At 74.3% G+C, this 557-nt stretch carries 1 protein-coding gene; it reads right to left on the reverse strand.

Going from position 1 to position 557, the window contains the following annotated elements; all coding sequences use genetic code 11:
- On the reverse strand, positions 1 to 557 hold a 557-nt coding region (locus tag N869_RS18200), incomplete at both ends, for a hypothetical protein (RefSeq protein ID WP_198026120.1).

Here is a 557-nt window from a genome sequence, read left to right on the forward strand (position 1 = left end):
GACCACCCCCAACCGATCGGCGCAGCCCCCACCGACCACTCACCGTCGTCGAACCCCGGCAGCACCCACCCCGCACCCGGAGCCTGCTGCTCGAACCAGAACGACCACTCCGACCCCGCCGGCACCGCCTCACCGGTCACAGGCGGGTCCTGCGGGTCGTCGCCCTGGCCCGGGTCACCGGGGTCACCCGGCTCGGCCGGGTCACCGGGGTCACCCGGCTCGGGATCACCCGGGTCGCCGGGGTCACCGGGCTGCCCCGGCCCCCCAGGCTCACCCGGGTCACCGGGCTCGGCAGGGGCCCCGGGATCTGCGGGGTCGTCGTCCCCACCCGGGCCGCCCGGCCCCACGGGCTCGAGCGTCGCGGTGAGGTCGAAGCTGACGTTGGGCGTGGACCGGTAGTTCAGGTGCGTGGACGCGGTGATCACGTTCGTGCCCTCGACCAACAGCTCCACCGGCACCTGCATCGACACCGGCTCGGCGTTGGCCACCACCGCGTTGATCGCAGCACTGGCGAACGTGTTGTGCCCGACCCCGCCCGGCGAGACCCGATGACGACC

It is taken from the genome of Cellulomonas bogoriensis 69B4 = DSM 16987 (assembly GCF_000767165.1).
GTDB lineage: Bacteria > Actinomycetota > Actinomycetes > Actinomycetales > Cellulomonadaceae > Actinotalea > Actinotalea bogoriensis.